Below are 16,379 nucleotides of genomic sequence, written 5' to 3'. Positions count from 1 at the left end.
TGCAAAAGAAAAGGGCCGGAATCCGGCCCTTTTTTGCATCAGGAGACATTACTCGTCAGCGTCATCCGCTGCGTCATCGTCAGTGTCGGCTTCCGGCGCGATATCATCATCGCCTTCCGCAACGCTACCGTCGATGGAATCGAGCTCTTCGTCATCCACCGGCTCAGCAACACGCTGCAGACCCACCACGTTTTCATCTTCCGCTGTACGGATGAGGATTACGCCCTGGGTGTTACGCCCCACCACGCTGATCTCAGACACGCGGGTACGCACCAGCGTACCTGCATCGGTGATCATCATGATCTGGTCGGCATCGTCCACCTGCACCGCGCCCACAACGGAACCGTTGCGCTCGGTCACTTTGATAGAGATAACGCCCTGCGTGCCGCGAGACTTGGTCGGGTATTCGCTTTCTGCCGTACGTTTACCGTAGCCATTCTGCGTAACGGTCAGGATTGCGCCTTCACCACGCGGAACGATCAGAGAAACAACGCTGTCTTCGCCAGCCAGTTTGATACCACGAACGCCCGTAGCGGTACGACCCATTGCACGGACGGCGTTCTCTTTAAAGCGCACCACTTTACCGGCGGCAGAGAACAGCATCACTTCATCAGAACCGGAGGTCAGATCCACGCCGATCAGCTCGTCGCCTTCGTTCAGGTTCACCGCGATGATCCCGGCGGAACGTGGGCGGCTGAACTCGGTCAGCGCGGTTTTCTTCACGGTACCGCTGGCGGTCGCCATGAAGACGTTCACGCCCTCTTCGTACTCGCGTACCGGCAGGATGGCGGTGATACGTTCGTTCGCTTCCAGCGGCAGCAGGTTCACGATTGGACGACCACGTGCGCCGCGGCTTGCTTCCGGCAGCTGATAGACTTTCATCCAGTACAGACGACCGCGGCTTGAGAAGCAGAGGATCGTGTCGTGGGTGTTTGCCACCAGCAGGCGGTCAATAAAGTCTTCTTCTTTAATACGTGCTGCAGATTTACCTTTACCGCCACGACGCTGTGCTTCGTAGTCGGTCAGCGGCTGATACTTCACATAGCCCTGATGAGACAGGGTGACCACCACGTCTTCGCGGTTGATCAGATCTTCAATGTTGATATCAGAGCTGTTCGCGGTGATTTCGGTGCGGCGCTCATCGCCGAACTGATCGCGGACCAGCTCCAGCTCTTCACGAATCACTTCCATCAGACGCTCTGCGCTACCCAGGATGTGCAGCAGCTCGGCAATCTGTTCCAGCAGCTCTTTGTATTCGTCGAGCAGTTTTTCGTGCTCAAGGCCGGTCAGTTTCTGCAGACGAAGATCCAGAATCGCCTGGGCCTGCTGCTCAGTCAGGTAGTACTGACCGTCACGCACGCCAAACTCAGGTTCCAGCCACTCAGGACGCGCAGCGTCGTCGCCCGCACGTTCGAGCATCGCAGAAACGTTACCCAGCGCCCATGGCCGAGCCACTAACGCTGCTTTCGCTTCCGCCGGGGTTGGCGCGCGACGGATCAGTTCAATGATCGGGTCGATGTTGGCCAGCGCAACCGCCAGCGCTTCAAGGATGTGCGCACGGTCGCGCGCTTTACGCAGTTCGAAGATGGTACGACGGGTCACCACTTCACGGCGGTGGCGCACGAACGCGCTCAGGATCTCTTTCAGGTTCATGATCTTCGGCTGACCATGGTGCAGTGCAACCATGTTAATACCGAAGGAGACCTGAAGCTGAGTCTGGGAGTACAGGTTGTTCAGCACAACCTCGCCCACCGCGTCGCGTTTGATCTCAATCACGATGCGCATACCGTCTTTGTCAGACTCGTCACGCAGCGCGCTGATGCCTTCAACACGTTTTTCTTTTACCAGCTCGGCGATTTTTTCAATCAGACGCGCTTTGTTCACCTGATACGGGATCTCGTGAACAATGATGGTTTCACGGCCGGTCTTAGCGTCAGCTTCCACTTCGGCGCGGGCACGGATGTAAATCTTGCCGCGGCCGGTGCGGTACGCTTCTTCAATACCGCGACGACCGTTGATGATCGCCGCCGTCGGGAAGTCCGGACCCGGGATGTGTTCCATCAGCCCTTCAATGCTGATGTCTTCATCGTCGATATAGGCCAGGCAGCCGTTGATCACCTCGGTGATGTTGTGCGGCGGAATGTTGGTTGCCATACCGACCGCGATACCGGACGAACCGTTCACTAACAGGTTCGGGATCTTGGTTGGCATCACATCAGGAATTCGCTCGGTGCCGTCGTAGTTATCGACGAAATCAACGGTCTCTTTTTCCAGATCGGCCATCAGCTCATGAGCGATTTTCGACATACGGATTTCCGTATAACGCATCGCCGCAGCGGAGTCGCCGTCGACTGAACCAAAGTTACCCTGACCATCTACCAGCATGTAACGCAAGGAGAATGGCTGCGCCATACGAACGATGGTGTCATAAACGGCGGTATCACCATGCGGGTGATATTTACCGATGACGTCACCGACGACGCGGGCAGATTTTTTATAGGCTTTATTCCAGTCATTGCCCAATACGTTCATGGCGTATAGTACGCGACGGTGTACCGGCTTAAGGCCATCGCGGACGTCCGGCAGCGCACGGCCAACAATGACCGACATCGCATAGTCCAGATAGGAGCTCTTCAGCTCTTCCTCGATGTTAACCGGTGTAATTTCTCTCGCAAGGTCGCTCATCTAACCGCTATCCCTCTACTGTATCCCGGATTCAAAGGTCGCAAATTATAACACAGCCGAGGTGATTGAGGTAAACCTATACGCTTTATTCACGGGGATTGCCTGATATACTCCTTTGTCTTGCTAAATAAGGAGTAAAAGCGCCCATGAATGCCGAAAAATCCCCGGTGGTTCACAACGTTGACCACGAAGAGATTGCCAAATTTGAAGCGGTGGCGTCCCGCTGGTGGGATCTCGAAGGTGAGTTCAAACCGCTGCATCGCATTAACCCGCTGCGTCTGGGCTATATCGCGGAGCGTTCCGGCGGTCTGTTCGGTAAGAAAGTGCTTGATGTCGGCTGCGGCGGCGGCATCCTGGCTGAGAGCATGGCGCGCGAAGGGGCGAATGTTACTGGCCTGGATATGGGCTTTGAACCGCTGCAGGTGGCCCGCCTTCACGCGCTGGAGTCCGGTATACAGGTGGAATACGTGCAGGAAACCGTGGAAGAGCACGCGGCGAAACACGCCCATCAGTATGATGTGGTGACCTGCATGGAGATGCTGGAGCACGTTCCCGATCCGCAGTCGGTGGTGCACGCCTGTGCAAAACTGGTGAAACCTGGCGGTCAGGTCTTCTTCTCAACCATCAACCGCAACGGTAAAGCCTGGCTGATGGCCGTCGTTGGCGCGGAGTATGTGCTGCGCATGGTGCCGAAAGGGACCCACGACGTGAAGAAATTCATCAAGCCTGCGGAGTTGTTAAGCTGGGTTGACCAGACGTGGCTCAAAGAGCAGCACATCACCGGCCTGCACTACAATCCGCTGACCGATAAATTCAAGCTCGCACCGGGCGTTGATGTTAACTATATGTTGCACACCACCGCCAAAAACGACTAACGTCATTCGTTATTCTTATAAAGATTGCGCGACATCATGTTGCGCAATTCTGACCTCCCGTTGAAGAAATCAGCACTCGATCAAATTTTGAATTTTTTTTCTTAATTATTGACATGTCTTCCAGGCCTTACGGTACGAGGACTTAGCCTTTTTTACCCTTTCACAACCTCAATTTAACGTCAAAATCAACCCTTGTGCTGAAAAGATTCGATACTAGAATACTCACCATATAGCGTTTTTCTTATCGCAAACCCCCTATATGTAGTATTTATCCACAGAGTTAGTCACAAGACGGATCTGTGGATAAGCGGGGGATATTTTTTATTTCACGGACAGGTAAAACCCACATGAATCAGAGTCTGCTGGTGACAAAGCGCGACGGTACTACCGAGCGTATCAATCTGGACAAAATCCATCGAGTTCTCGACTGGGCAGCAGAAGGACTGAACAACGTATCTATCTCCCAGGTCGAACTGCGTTCCCATATTCAGTTCTACGACGGCATCAAAACGTCTGATATCCACGAAACGATCATCAAAGCAGCGGCTGACCTCATCTCCCGCGAAGCACCGGATTATCAGTACCTCGCTGCGCGTCTGGCGATTTTCCACCTGCGTAAAAAAGCCTACGGCCAGTTTGAGCCGCCGAAGCTTTACGATCACGTGGTGAAAATGGTTGAGCTGGGCAAATACGACACGCATCTGCTGGAAGACTATACGGAAGAAGAGTTCGAGCAGATGAACGGGTTTATCGATCACTGGCGCGACATGAACTTCTCCTACGCGGCGGTGAAGCAGCTCGAAGGCAAATACCTGGTTCAGAACCGTGTAACCGGTGAGATCTACGAAAGCGCCCAGTTCCTCTATATTCTGGTGGCCGCCTGCCTGTTCTCTAACTACCCGCGTGACACCCGTCTGGAATACGTGAAGCGTTTCTACGATGCGGTATCCACGTTCAAGATTTCTCTGCCGACGCCAATCATGTCCGGCGTGCGTACCCCAACCCGTCAGTTCAGCTCCTGCGTACTGATCGAGTGTGGTGACAGCCTTGATTCCATCAACGCCACCTCCAGCGCCATCGTGAAATACGTTTCCCAGCGTGCCGGTATCGGCATCAACGCCGGTCGCATCCGTGCGCTGGGCAGCCCGATTCGCGGCGGTGAAGCGTTCCACACCGGCTGTATCCCGTTCTATAAACACTTCCAGACGGCAGTAAAATCCTGCTCTCAGGGCGGCGTGCGCGGCGGTGCTGCGACCCTGTTCTACCCGATGTGGCACCTGGAAGTGGAAAGCCTGCTGGTCCTGAAAAACAACCGCGGCGTGGAAGGCAACCGCGTGCGTCACATGGACTATGGCGTGCAGATCAACAAGCTGATGTACACCCGTCTGCTGAAAGGCGAAGACATCACGCTGTTCAGCCCCTCCGACGTGCCGGGCCTGTATGACGCGTTCTTTGCCGATCAGGACGAGTTCGAGCGTCTGTATACCAAATACGAAAAAGACGACAGCATCCGCAAGCAGCGCGTGAAGGCGGTAGACCTGTTCTCCCTGATGATGCAGGAACGTGCCTCTACCGGCCGTATCTACATCCAGAACGTGGACCACTGCAACACCCACAGCCCGTTTGACCCGGTCGTCGCGCCAGTGCGCCAGTCTAACCTGTGCCTGGAGATCGCCCTGCCGACCAAACCGCTGGAAGACGTGAACGACGAAAACGGCGAAATCGCGCTGTGTACGCTGTCCGCGTTCAACCTGGGTGCAATTAAGAGCCTGGACGAGCTGGAAGAACTGGCCGTGCTGGCGGTTCGCGCGCTCGACGCCCTGCTGGACTACCAGGATTACCCAATCCCGGCCGCCAAGCGTGGTGCAATGGGCCGCCGTACCCTGGGTATCGGCGTAATCAACTTCGCCTACTGGCTGGCGAAAAACGGCAAGCGTTACTCTGACGGCAGCGCCAACAACCTGACGCACCAGACGTTTGAAGCCATTCAGTACTACCTGATGAAAGCCTCTAACGAGCTGGCGAAAGAGCAAGGCGCGTGCCCGTGGTTCAACGAAACCACCTACGCGAAAGGCATTCTGCCAATCGACACCTACAAGAAAGACCTGGATGCGATTGTCAACGAGCCGCTGCATCTCGACTGGGAAGGCCTGCGCGAGTCCATCAAGACCCACGGCCTGCGTAACTCCACGCTCTCTGCCCTGATGCCGTCCGAGACCTCTTCGCAGATCTCCAACGCCACCAACGGTATTGAGCCGCCGCGCGGCCACGTCAGCATCAAAGCGTCGAAAGACGGCGTGCTGCGTCAGGTCGTACCGGACTACGAAACGCTGGGTAATAACTACGAGCTGCTGTGGGAAATGCCGAACAACGACGGCTACCTGCAGCTGGTGGGTATCATGCAGAAGTTTATCGACCAGTCGATTTCTGCCAATACCAACTATGACCCGACGCGCTTCCCGTCAGGCAAGGTACCGATGCAGCAATTGCTGAAAGACCTGCTCACCGCCTACAAATTTGGCGTGAAAACGCTGTACTATCACAACACCCGTGACGGTGCGGAAGACGCGCAGGACGACATGGTGCCGTCAATTCAGGACGATGGCTGCGAAAGCGGCGCATGTAAGATCTAATGTAAATGCCGGGTGGCGTTACGCTTACCCGGCCTACGATTTTGTTTGCCCGACTGACAAAATCTCTCACAGGACACACTCATGGCATATACCACCTTTTCACAGACGAAAAACGACCAGCTCAAAGAGCCGATGTTCTTCGGCCAGCCGGTCAACGTGGCACGCTACGATCAGCAAAAATATGACATCTTCGAAAAGCTGATCGAAAAGCAACTCTCCTTCTTCTGGCGCCCGGAAGAAGTGGACGTTTCCCGCGATCGTATTGATTTCCAGGCATTGCCGGATCACGAAAAGCATATCTTCCTCAGCAACCTGAAATACCAGACGCTGCTGGACTCCATTCAGGGCCGTAGCCCAAACGTGGCGCTGCTGCCGCTGATCTCGATTCCTGAGCTGGAAACCTGGGTGGAAACCTGGGCGTTCTCCGAGACGATCCACTCCCGCTCTTACACCCATATCATCCGCAACATCGTGAACGATCCGGCGGTGGTGTTTGACGATATCGTCACCAACGAGCAGATCCAGAAGCGCGCGGAAGGCATTTCCCACTACTACGACGAGCTGATCGAGATGACCAGCTACTGGCATCTGCTGGGTGAAGGCACGCACAACGTGAACGGTAAAACCGTTACCGTGAACCTGCGCGCGCTGAAAAAACAGCTGTATCTGTGCCTGATGAGCGTTAACGCGCTGGAGGCGATCCGCTTCTACGTGAGCTTCGCCTGCTCCTTCGCCTTTGCCGAGCGCAAGCTGATGGAAGGCAACGCCAAAATCATCCGCCTGATTGCCCGTGATGAAGCCCTGCACCTGACCGGTACCCAGCACATGCTGAACCTGCTGCGCAGCGGTACGGACGATCCGGAGATGGCGGAAATCGCCGAAGAGTGCAAGCAGGAGTGCTACGACCTGTTCGTGCTGGCGGCTCAGCAGGAGAAAGAGTGGGCAGACTACCTGTTCCGCGACGGCTCCATGATTGGCCTGAACAAAGACATCCTGTGCCAGTACGTTGAGTACATCACCAACATCCGCATGCAGGCCGTCGGTCTCGACCTGCCGTTCCAGACGCGCTCTAACCCAATCCCGTGGATCAACACCTGGCTGGTGTCCGATAACGTGCAGGTTGCGCCGCAGGAAGTGGAAGTCAGCTCTTATCTGGTCGGTCAGATTGATTCTGAAGTCAACACCGACGACCTGAGCGACTTCCAGCTCTGATGTCACGCGTCACGTTAAGCCTTTCCGGCACTGAGGTACTGTGTCGGGAGGAGCACCCTTCTCTGCTGGTGGCGCTTGAGGCGCATCAGGTAGAAGTAGAGTACCAGTGTCGTTCCGGCTACTGCGGCTCCTGCCGCTGCCGTCTGATCGCCGGCCAGGTGGACTGGCTGACCGAGCCGCTGGCCTTTATCAACGAAGGGGAAATTTTGCCCTGCTGCTGCCGGGCAAAAGGCGATATAGAGATCGAGATGTGATTGCGTCGGGTGGCGCTTCGCTTACCCGACCTACAAAACCGCAGTTCGTAGGCCGGGTAAGGCGCAGCCGCCACCCGGCAATTTCAGCGTTAATCCTTCAAAAAGCTCACTGCTTTATCCGGGAAATCTGTAAACAGTCCGTCCACGCCCGCCTGGTTATACAACACCTCATAAAGCTGATTCACGTCCGTGGCATACGGCGGCAGCTGGTCTGCACGCACCGTGTACGGATGCACCTGCATCTTGCTGGCGTGCGCCTCTTTCACCATCGCCGTCAGCTTCACGTGGCCCGGGGCCGATCCTTCCGCCACCAGCATGTGGTAATCCGGCCCGATGCCGTCGGCGTATTGCGCAATCTGCTTCATCGCGCCCGGCTTAAACATCCAGTCGTAGCTGTAGTTCACCCACTTCCCGTCCGGCTGCTTCTCCTGGGTTTCATTCCAGTCGGTATAGGCAATCAGCTGCACCAGATTGAGGTCCATCCCCATCTTCGGCTCCAGCTCGGTTTTGATGCGCTTCAGCTCGGCGGCGTCAAAACACTGCAGGTAGACTTTGTCCTTCTTGCTGGTGTAGCCGTACTGTTTCAGCATCTCCAGCGTCTTCGCAGCAATGTCTTTTCCTTCCTGATGGTGGAACCACGGCGCTTTGATCTCCGGGTAGATACCGATGTTTTTGCCGGTTGAGTGGTTCAGCCCCTGAACAAACTCAATCTCTTCCTGGAAGGTATGAATGCGGAAGTCAGATTTGCCCATCGGGAAACGCCCCGGATAGACCTGCACCTTCTTGCCGCTTTCAATCTCGAAGCCTTCGGTAAACTTCAGGGAACGGATCTCCGCCAGCGTGAAGTCGATGGCGTAGTAGCGGCCATCTTTTCGCGCGCGGTCCGGGAAGCGCTCCGCCACGTCCGTCACGCGGTCCAGATAGTGGTCATGCAGGACAACCAGCTGGTCGTCCTTCGTCATCACCAGATCCTGCTCCAGATAATCCGCGCCCTGGGCATAGGCCATCGCTTTTGCCGGCAGCGTGTGCTCCGGCAGATAGCCGCTGGCACCGCGGTGGGCGATAACGATTTTATCCGCCGCCAGCGCGGAGCCGGTCATCAGGCCCGCCAGCAGCAGGCCGGTTGTTACGTAAGATAATTTCATGGCATTGCTCCTTATTGACGACGCGCCTGCACTTCCGCGTGGTGACGTTTCTCACCGATCATCACAACAATCAGCAGCAGTACCGCCAGCACGCTACCGCCGATCATCACCATAAAGCCGCCGTCCCAGCCGAAGAAGTCAACGGTGTAGCCCACGATGGCGCTCGCCGCGACCGAACCGCCCAGATAGCCGAACAGACCGGTAAAGCCTGCCGCCGTGCCTGCCGCTTTTTTCGGTGCCAGCTCCAGCGCGTGCAGACCGATCAGCATCACCGGACCGTAAATCAGGAAGCCAATAACAATCATGCAGGCCATGTCCACACCCGGATTACCCGGCGGGTTAAGCCAGTACACGACGGTCGCGATAGTGACCAGGGTCATAAAGAACACGCCCGTCGCGCCGCGGTTACCTTTAAACACCTTGTCCGACATCCAGCCGCACAGCAGCGTGCCCGGGATCCCGGCATATTCATACAGGAAATAGGCCCACGAGGATTTATCCAGCGCGAAGTGCTTCACCTCTTTCAGGTAGGTTGGCGACCAGTCGAGGATGCCGTAGCGCAGCAGGTAAACGAACACGTTCGCCACGGCGATGTACCACAGCAGCTTGTTCGGCAGGACGTACTTCATGAAGATCTGTTTTGCGGTCAGCTCTTCTTCGTGCTCTTTGCTGTAATCATCCGGATAGTCGTTTTTGTACTCTTCAATCGGCGGCAGGCCGCAGGACTGAGGCGTGTCGCGCATCAGCGCGAAGGCGATAATCGCCACGACGATGGCGCCAAAGGCAGGCATATACAGCGCAGCGTGCCAGTCGTTGAACCAGGCCATCCCCAGCAGGAACAGCAGCGGCGGAATACCGCCACCCACGTTATGCGCGCAGTTCCACACCGACACGATGCCGCCGCGCTCCTTCTGCGACCACCAGTGCACCATGGTGCGTCCGCACGGCGGCCACCCCATCCCCTGGAACCAGCCGCAGAGGAACAGCAGGACGAACATGACGGCAATGCTGGAGGTTGCCCACGGCACAAAGCCCATGAACAGCATGACCGCGGCCGCCAGGATTAGGCCGGCGGGCAGGAACACGCGCGGATTCGAGCGATCCGACACGGAACCCATGATGAATTTGGAAAAACCGTAGGCGATTGAGATCCCCGACAGCGCGAACCCCAGATCGCCGCGGGAGAAGCCCTGCTCCACCAGATACGGCATGGCGAGCGCGAAGTTTTTACGTACAAGGTAGTACGCCGCGTACCCGAAGAAGATCCCCAGGAAAATTTGCCAGCGCAGGCGGCGGTATAGCGGATCAATTTCTGCCTCTGGCAGACGCGCCCGATGCGGCGCAGGTTTGAAGATACTGAGCATAACAGCCTCCGTGGCCTTGAATTGAATGAGCAGGTGGCTCGCACCTGAATTCCAGAGGCGGGGATGTTAAGAAATCACGGTGATTGTTACTGTGAATCAACGCACAGATTGTTACAGAAATATGACAGAATGCGCAAAAAAGCGCATGAAATCACGTTTCACTTTCGAATTTCGCGCGTTTATGTTCGAAATCAAACAAACCACACTATTGATATGGCTAAATGATAAAAAAACGAACATAGAGGGTAAACAATGACCATTCACGATCCTCGCTACAGCGATGTGATAATCATTGGCGGTGGCGCAACCGGCGCCGGGATCGCACGCGATTGCGCCCTTCGCGGCTTAAGCGTCACGCTTCTGGAGCGCCATGATATCGCCACGGGCGCAACCGGACGTAACCATGGCCTGCTGCACAGCGGCGCGCGGTACGCGGTTACCGACGGTGAATCCGCGCGCGAATGTATTGCTGAAAACCAGATCCTCAAGCGTATCGCCCGCCACTGCATTGAGCCGACCGACGGCCTCTTTATTACCCTTCCCGAAGATGACCTCGCCTTTCAGGACACCTTTATTACCGCCTGCACTGTGGCAGGCATTCAGGCTGAGGCCATGGACCCGGCGCTAGCGCGACGGCTGGAGCCGTCGGTTAACCCGGCGCTTATTGGCGCGGTGAAAGTGCCTGACGGCACCGTTGATCCCTTCCGCCTGACCGCCGCCAATATGCTGGACGCCCGCGAGCATGGCGCGCACATCCTGACCGGGCACGAGGTGACCGGGCTTATCCGCGAAGGTCATCGCATCTGCGGCGTGCGGATCCTTGATACGCAATATAACGAACACAGCGAGCTGTATGCCGCCGTTGTGGTCAACGCGGCGGGGATCTGGGGGCAGCGCATCGCGGAATACGCGGACCTGTCGGTGCGCATGTTCCCGGCGAAAGGCTCGCTGCTGATCCTCGACCACCGCATCAATAACCACGTGATCAACCGCTGCCGTAAACCGTCTGATGCTGATATCCTCGTCCCTGGCGACACCATTTCGTTAATCGGTACCACCTCAACCCACGTGGACTACAGCGAGATTGACTACAACCGCGTGACCGCCGAAGAGGTCGACATCCTGCTGCGCGAAGGGGAAAAACTGGCCCCGGTGATGGCGCAGACGCGTATTCTGCGCGCCTACGCGGGCGTGCGTCCGCTGGTCGCCAGCGATAACGACCCGAGCGGACGTAACGTCAGCCGGGGCATCGTGCTGCTCGATCACGCCGAGCGCGACGGCATGGACGGGTTTATCACCATCACCGGCGGCAAGCTGATGACCTACCGCCTGATGGCCGAGTGGGCGACCGACGCCGTCTGCCGCAAGCTGGGCAATACCGAACGGTGCGTGACGGCAGAACAAGCCCTGCCCGGCTCGCGTCAGTCCACCGAAAAAACGCTGCAAAAAATTATCTCCCTGCCCGCGCCGCTGCGCGGATCCGCTATTTACCGCCACGGCGACAGAACGCCACAGTGGCTCGGTGAAGGAAGATTGAGCCGCAGCCTGGTGTGCGAGTGCGAAGCCGTCACCGCCGGTGAGGTGCAGTACGCGGTGGAGAGCCTGACGGTCAACAGCCTGCTCGATCTTCGCCGCCGCACCCGCGTTGGAATGGGGACCTGTCAGGGCGAGCTGTGCGCCTGTCGTGCCGCCGGACTATTGCAGCGTTTTCACACCACCACCGCCACCCAGTCGCTCGATCAGCTCAGCGCGTTTTTAAACGAGCGCTGGAAAGGCATTCAGCCTGTCGCGTGGGGCGATGCCCTGCGCGAAAGCGAATTTACCCGCTGGGTCTACCAGGGGCTTTGCGGTCTTGAGAAGGAGCAACGCGATGAAATTTGATACCGTCATCGTCGGCGGCGGGCTGGTAGGCCTGCTCTGCGGCATCAAGCTCACGAAGCAGGGGCTGCGCTGCGCCATTATCACCCGGGGCCAGAGCGCCCTGCACTTCTCGTCGGGCTCGCTGGATCTGGTGGACGAAGCGTACCGCGACAAGCTGCCGCCGGAGCACCCGTATCACCTGATTGGCGCGCAGCATATTGACCGCTTTGCGCTGGAAACCGAAGCGCTGCTGGCGGACTGCGGCGCGCGTCTGAAGGGGAGCGCCCGGCTCAATCACCAGCGCGTCACGCCGCTCGGCACCCTGCGCTCTGCCTGGCTCAGCCCGGAGGAGGTACCCGTTGCTCCCTTCAATGCCGCGCGCGTGCGGGTCGTGGGTATTAGCGGCTTTCTGGATTTTCAGCCCCATCTCGCGGCGGCGTCGCTCTGTCGCCAGGGCGTTAACGCCGAAACGGCAGAGATAGAGCTGCCCGAGCTTGATGTCCTGCGCGATAACCCGAGCGAGTTTCGCGCGGTGAATATCGCCCGCTTTCTGGATAACGAGGACAAATGGCCGCTGCTGTATGACGCGCTCAGGCCGCTTAGCGACGGCTGTGACGCCCTGCTGATGCCCGCCTGCTTTGGTTTACGCGACAACCGGCTCTGGCGCTGGCTCTCGGATCGTCTGCCCTGCTCGCTCGGCCTGCTGCCCACGCTGCCCCCTTCCGTACCCGGCATTCGCCTGCATACCCAGCTCCAGCGCCAGTTTGTCGCGCAGGGCGGCGTGTGGATGGCGGGTGATGAGGTGAAAAAAATCACCCTGACCGACGGCGCGGTGAGCGAAATCTGGACGCGCAACCACGACGATATTCCGCTTCGTGCCCGCTATACGGTGCTGGCAAGCGGCAGCTTCTTCAGCAACGGGCTGCTGAGCAGCCGGGAGGGCATCCGGGAAGCCATTATGGGGCTGGATGTTCGCCAGCGAGCCTCCCGCGCGGACTGGTATCAGAGTGATTTCTTCTCGCCGCAGCCCTGGCAGCAGTTCGGCGTGATTGTCGATAGCCAGCTGCATCCGCAGCTTTCCGGTAAGCCCGTCAGTAATCTCTTTGCCATCGGCTCGCTGCTGGGCGGGTACGATCCCATTGCCCAGGGATGCGGTGGCGGGGTCTGCGCCGTCACGGCGCTGTATGTGGCAGAGCAGATTAGCCAGCGCACGGAGGCTGAACAATGAACGACACCCGTTTTGAAAGCTGCATTAAATGCACGGTGTGTACCACCGTCTGCCCGGTCAGCGGCGTGAACCCACGCTATCCCGGGCCAAAGCAGGCCGGGCCGGACGGCGAGCGTCTGCGTCTGAAGGACGGCAAGCTGTACGACGAGGCGCTGAAATACTGCATTAACTGCAAACGCTGCGAAGTCGCCTGCCCGTCGGATGTTAAAATCGGCGATATCATCCAGCGTGCCCGGGCGCGCTACAGCACGCAAAAGCCGACGCTGCGGGACGCGATCCTGAGCCATACCGACCTGATGGGCAGCGTCTCGACGCCGTTTGCCCCGATGGTGAATGCCGCGACCTCGCTCAAGCCGGTGCGCCAGCTGCTGGATGCGACGCTGAAGATAGACCATCACCGCAGCCTGCCGAAATATTCTCACGGCACCTTCCGCCGCTGGTACAAATCCGTCGCGGCGGAACAGGCGAAGTATGCCGACCAGGTGGTCTTTTTCCACGGCTGCTATGTGAACTACAACCACCCGCAGCTGGGTAAAGATCTGCTGAAGGTGCTGAACGCCATGGGAACGGGCGTTCAGCTACTGAACAAAGAGAAGTGCTGCGGCGTGCCGCTGATTGCCAACGGGTTTACCGATAAAGCGCGCAGGCAGGCTCAAAGCAATGTCACCTCCCTGCGCGAAGCGATTGTCGATAAAGGTATTCCGGTGCTGGCGACCTCGTCCACCTGTACCTTCACCCTGCGCGACGAGTACCCGCATCTGCTGGACGTGGATAACACCGGCCTGCGCGAGCACATCGAGCTGGCGACACGCTTCCTATGGCGCAAACAGGATAGCGGGCAGACGTTGCCGCTGGGGACATTACCGCTGAAAGTGGTCTACCACACGCCGTGTCACATGGAGAAAATGGGCTGGTCGCTCTATACGCTTGAGCTGCTGCGGCTTATTCCAGGCCTGGAGCTGACGGTGCTGGATTCGCGCTGCTGCGGGATTGCGGGAACCTACGGCTTTAAGCGTGAGAACTACGAAACGTCACAGGCGATCGGCGCCCCGCTGTTCCGTCAGATTGAAGAGAGCGGCGCGGATATCGTGGTGACCGACTGCGAAACCTGCAAGTGGCAGATTGAGATGTCCACCAGCAAGCGCTGTGAACATCCGATTACCCTGCTGGCGAAGGCGCTGGGCTGAACATAGCCGGGGCGAAACGCCCCGGCACAGGTTTTACTCGATGAACAGCGACTCGACCACATGGATCCAGCCGTGCTCGCTGGCAACCTCTTTACCATTCAGCCAGCGGCGCAGCATGTTCAACGCCATCATGGCGCAAACCTCCTGACGCACCGCCAGGCTATGGCGGGTGATGCTCATTTTAACCCGCAGCGCCCAGGTGCCTTCCGGCGTCGCCAGCGCGAAGTTAAGGTATTCCTCATCCAGCCCCCCGACAAACAGCGCCAGACCGGCAAAATGCTTCACCCTTCTCTCGGAAGCCCAGCGGGCGGTTTGCGCCAGGGTCTCCTGCTGGAACGGCACCACTTCGCTGGCCAGCAGCGGCGCGTTGACGCGCGACAGCTGCAGCGCCAGCAGGCCACCGGTGAACTGCTCGCTTAAGGTCACACTCAGCTGACGCGACTGCAGATGCGCCGCAATCTGCGCGGGTAGACCTTCCGTTCCTTCAAAGATCAGGCTTTCGCCCGCCACGCGCTGCACCTCGGGCCACAGGGCCAGCATCGCCTCTTTCTGCTCGGCCGGGCCTGTCAGCTTAAGTTCAATGATCGGCATGGAGGAGCGATAGCCCATGGAGACGCCCGGCGGCAGCGGGAGAGGGTCTAGGCTCTGGGCCAGATCGCTTTCCGAGCGGCCAAACGTGGTCAGACGCAGGCACAGCGGAGGTTGAGGCAGGGTAAAACGATCGCGAAGGCGCGGCAGGATCTGCTGCTCGACCATCACTTTAAATTCTGAGGGCACGCCCGGCGTAAAGAACATCAGGCAGCGGTTCAGCTGCATGGCAAACCCGCACGCGGTCCCGACCGGGTTATCGACCAGCTCGGCGCTGGCGGGAATTTCAGCCTGTTTGCGGTTGCTGGGGGCCATCACGCGGCCACGTTCGGAGAAAAAGCGCTCCATCTGCGAAAGCCACGCCTCGTGCAGCACCAGCCCTTCGCCTTTTGCGGTAGCGGCGGCTAGCGCGCTGAGATCGTCACTGGTGGGGCCGAGCCCGCCGTTCACAATCAGCACGTCGCAGTGCTCGCTGCGCTCGCGCAGAATAGCAACCAGCGACTCCAGACTGTCGCCCACCGTATTGCGGCGCGTTAACGGTAATCCTTGCTCAAAGAAAAGATCGGCAAGCCAGGCAGCATTGGTATCAATAATTTGTCCATGCAGCACTTCGTCGCCGGTGGATAACATCTCCACGTTAATCATTATGTTCTCCCGCTTATTTGGTCAAAACACTATAGCGCAAACGCGGGGTGGAGAAGAGAGAAACTGGCGCGGCAGAACGCCGCGCCGGAGTGATTAGAAGCCTGCGCTGACGCCCACGTACGGGCCGTCGGCCAGCGCGTTATCGCGGTTGCCGTCTTTGCCGGCCAGGTTCAGATAGCGATAGCCCGCTTCGATGGTAATCGGACGCATGATAGTCCAGCGCGCGCCGGCGTTGGCCTCTTCATAGCTTTCGATACCGCTTGAGAGGGAATCCGGTGAATAGTAGTACTCACCAAACAGGCCGAAGCTGTCGCCAATTTTCCACTGCAGCCCGCCGCCCACTGCCGCCGCGTACCCTTCGTCACCGTCATTTGGGTTGGTATAGATACCTTTACCGCCGACGGTGGCCAGGAACGGACCAAGAGGAACGTTCAGACCCAGGCCGAGGCTCGCCGCGTCGCCGTCGTCATCGTTATGCGTCCAGCCGCCGGTCATCGCCAGACCGGAAGTCTCGGTACCCATGCCAAAGCCCAGGTGGGTGTAATCCTGACCCGCCGAGCCGTTAATGCTGATAGCGTTAGCCGCCGCAGATACAACCATCAGGCCGAAGCCCAGTAATGCCACTTTTTTCATTGTCGTGATCCCGCACAATTATTATAAAGAAGTCCCAAAACCGCGAGATTTTAACCGGAGTCTCCCGGGG

General features: G+C 58.1%; 12 protein-coding genes. 7 read left to right on the top strand and 5 right to left on the bottom strand.

Going from position 1 to position 16,379, the window contains the following annotated elements; translation table 11 throughout:
• Positions 1 to 48: 48 nt before the first annotated feature.
• Positions 49 to 2,685: a DNA topoisomerase (ATP-hydrolyzing) subunit A gene (gyrA, locus tag V4835_RS07980; protein WP_063143749.1), complete on the bottom strand. Its 2,637-nt coding sequence runs from the start codon at positions 2,683 to 2,685 to the stop codon at positions 49 to 51.
• Between the two features lie 146 nt (positions 2,686 to 2,831).
• On the opposite strand from gyrA, the gene ubiG reads away from it, so the two are divergent.
• The 4 genes from ubiG (at position 2,832) to yfaE (ending at position 7,659) form a co-directional block, all read left to right on the top strand.
• Complete coding sequence (ubiG, locus tag V4835_RS07975; protein WP_058841537.1) at positions 2,832 to 3,560, top strand: bifunctional 2-polyprenyl-6-hydroxyphenol methylase/3-demethylubiquinol 3-O-methyltransferase UbiG; 729 nt, start codon at positions 2,832 to 2,834, stop codon at positions 3,558 to 3,560.
• Between the two features lie 347 nt (positions 3,561 to 3,907).
• Positions 3,908 to 6,193: a class 1a ribonucleoside-diphosphate reductase subunit alpha gene (gene nrdA, locus V4835_RS07970; RefSeq protein WP_063143748.1), complete on the top strand. Its 2,286-nt coding sequence runs from the start codon at positions 3,908 to 3,910 to the stop codon at positions 6,191 to 6,193.
• Positions 6,194 to 6,274: 81 nt separating this feature from the next.
• A complete protein-coding gene (gene nrdB, locus V4835_RS07965; RefSeq protein ID WP_047346599.1) occupies positions 6,275 to 7,405 on the top strand; it encodes a class Ia ribonucleoside-diphosphate reductase subunit beta in 1,131 nt (376 codons plus the stop codon).
• On the top strand, positions 7,405 to 7,659 hold the full coding sequence (yfaE, locus tag V4835_RS07960) for a class I ribonucleotide reductase maintenance protein YfaE (RefSeq protein WP_331411855.1): 255 nt from the start codon (positions 7,405 to 7,407) through the stop codon (positions 7,657 to 7,659). The genes nrdB and yfaE overlap by 1 nt, the downstream gene beginning before the upstream one ends.
• A gap of 89 nt (positions 7,660 to 7,748) precedes the next feature.
• Here yfaE and glpQ read toward each other — a convergent pair whose 3' ends face one another.
• A complete protein-coding gene (gene glpQ, locus V4835_RS07955; RefSeq protein WP_331411854.1) occupies positions 7,749 to 8,804 on the bottom strand; it encodes a glycerophosphodiester phosphodiesterase in 1,056 nt (351 codons plus the stop codon).
• An 11-nt stretch (positions 8,805 to 8,815) separates the two neighbouring features.
• Positions 8,816 to 10,168, bottom strand: coding sequence for a glycerol-3-phosphate transporter (gene glpT / locus V4835_RS07950; protein ID WP_063143746.1), 1,353 nt, complete (start codon positions 10,166 to 10,168; stop codon positions 8,816 to 8,818).
• Between the two features lie 252 nt (positions 10,169 to 10,420).
• Between glpT and glpA the strand changes: the two genes are divergently transcribed.
• Genes glpA through glpC form a run of 3 tightly spaced genes read left to right on the top strand, consistent with a single transcriptional unit; the run spans position 10,421 to position 14,443 of the window.
• On the top strand, positions 10,421 to 12,049 hold the full coding sequence (glpA, locus tag V4835_RS07945; RefSeq protein ID WP_331411853.1) for an anaerobic glycerol-3-phosphate dehydrogenase subunit A: 1,629 nt from the start codon (positions 10,421 to 10,423) through the stop codon (positions 12,047 to 12,049).
• Complete coding sequence (gene glpB, locus V4835_RS07940) at positions 12,039 to 13,256, top strand: glycerol-3-phosphate dehydrogenase subunit GlpB (protein ID WP_331411851.1); 1,218 nt, start codon at positions 12,039 to 12,041, stop codon at positions 13,254 to 13,256. Before glpA ends, glpB begins: the two co-directional genes overlap by 11 nt.
• On the top strand, positions 13,253 to 14,443 hold the full coding sequence (gene glpC, locus V4835_RS07935) for an anaerobic glycerol-3-phosphate dehydrogenase subunit GlpC (RefSeq protein ID WP_331411849.1): 1,191 nt from the start codon (positions 13,253 to 13,255) through the stop codon (positions 14,441 to 14,443). The genes glpB and glpC overlap by 4 nt, the downstream gene beginning before the upstream one ends.
• A gap of 33 nt (positions 14,444 to 14,476) precedes the next feature.
• On the opposite strand, the gene V4835_RS07930 is transcribed toward glpC, so the two are convergent.
• Positions 14,477 to 15,676 carry a nicotinamide mononucleotide deamidase-related protein YfaY gene (locus tag V4835_RS07930; RefSeq protein WP_331411847.1) on the bottom strand — a complete coding sequence of 400 codons (1,200 nt, stop codon included), beginning with the start codon at positions 15,674 to 15,676 and terminating at the stop codon, positions 14,477 to 14,479.
• Positions 15,677 to 15,769: 93 nt separating this feature from the next.
• Positions 15,770 to 16,309, bottom strand: coding sequence for a YfaZ family outer membrane protein (locus V4835_RS07925; RefSeq protein WP_024908211.1), 540 nt, complete (start codon positions 16,307 to 16,309; stop codon positions 15,770 to 15,772).
• Between the last annotated feature and the right edge of the window lie 70 nt (positions 16,310 to 16,379).

Origin of the sequence: Enterobacter cloacae complex sp. CARB60 (genome assembly GCF_036487345.1) — a bacterium.
GTDB lineage: Bacteria > Pseudomonadota > Gammaproteobacteria > Enterobacterales > Enterobacteriaceae > Enterobacter > Enterobacter asburiae_D.
Note: the sequence above shows the minus strand (reverse complement) of the source record. Positions and strands in the feature narration are given on the sequence as shown.